The 621-nt window shown below is 67.8% G+C and carries 1 rRNA gene and 1 pseudogene; one reads left to right on the top strand and one right to left on the bottom strand.

The features are described 5' to 3' along the window. Window positions 1-10: 10 nt before the first annotated feature. Window positions 11-127: ribosomal RNA gene (rrf, locus tag ACLIYP_RS30720) — 5S ribosomal RNA — on the top strand. A gap of 103 nt (window positions 128-230) precedes the next feature. Here rrf and ACLIYP_RS30715 read toward each other — a convergent pair. Beyond that, window positions 231-621: pseudogene (locus ACLIYP_RS30715) on the bottom strand (hypothetical protein); the annotation flags it as partial.

The raw sequence follows: 621 nt of genomic DNA, 5'->3' as shown, positions 1-621 counted from the left end.
CGGATGGTGTTTCGGTGGTCACAGCGTGAGGGAAACGCCCGGTTACATTCCGAACCCGGAAGCTAAGCCTTTCAGCGCCGATGGTACTGCATGGGGGACCGTGTGGGAGAGTAGGACGCCGCCGAACAATCTTTGAAGGGCCCTTGGTCCCAGCGTGCATGCTGGGACCAAGGGCCCTTTTGCTGTTTGTGCGCAAGATCGAACGTGTACCACCCAAGACAGGAGCCACATCAATGTCCAATTCCTCCGAGGAACAGCCGGGCCGGCCCGAGCGCTCGGACAGGCCGCGTCGCCAGAGTGGCGACGAGAGGCGGGGTGGCTTCCGTCGGGATGATCGACCGTCGTATCGGCGGGACGATCGGGGTGAGCGGTCGCGCGGTCCGCGTCGCGATGACGAGCGTGGCGATCGTGGTGGTTTCCGCCGGGACGAGCGTCCGCCGTTCCGCCGGGATGACCGGGATCAGGGGCGTGGCGACCGGCGTGAGGACCGCGGAGGTTTCCGTCGGGACGAGCGGCGTGAGGACCGTGGTGGGTTCCGTCGGGACGACCGTCCGTCGTACCGCCGGGAGGATCGGCGTGACGATCGGGGCGAGCGGCCCCGTGGCCCGCGCCGCGACGACG

Source organism: Streptomyces nanhaiensis (assembly GCF_046614825.1).
Lineage (GTDB): Bacteria > Actinomycetota > Actinomycetes > Streptomycetales > Streptomycetaceae > Streptomyces > Streptomyces radiopugnans.
This window is presented reverse-complemented; position numbering and strand designations above follow the sequence as displayed.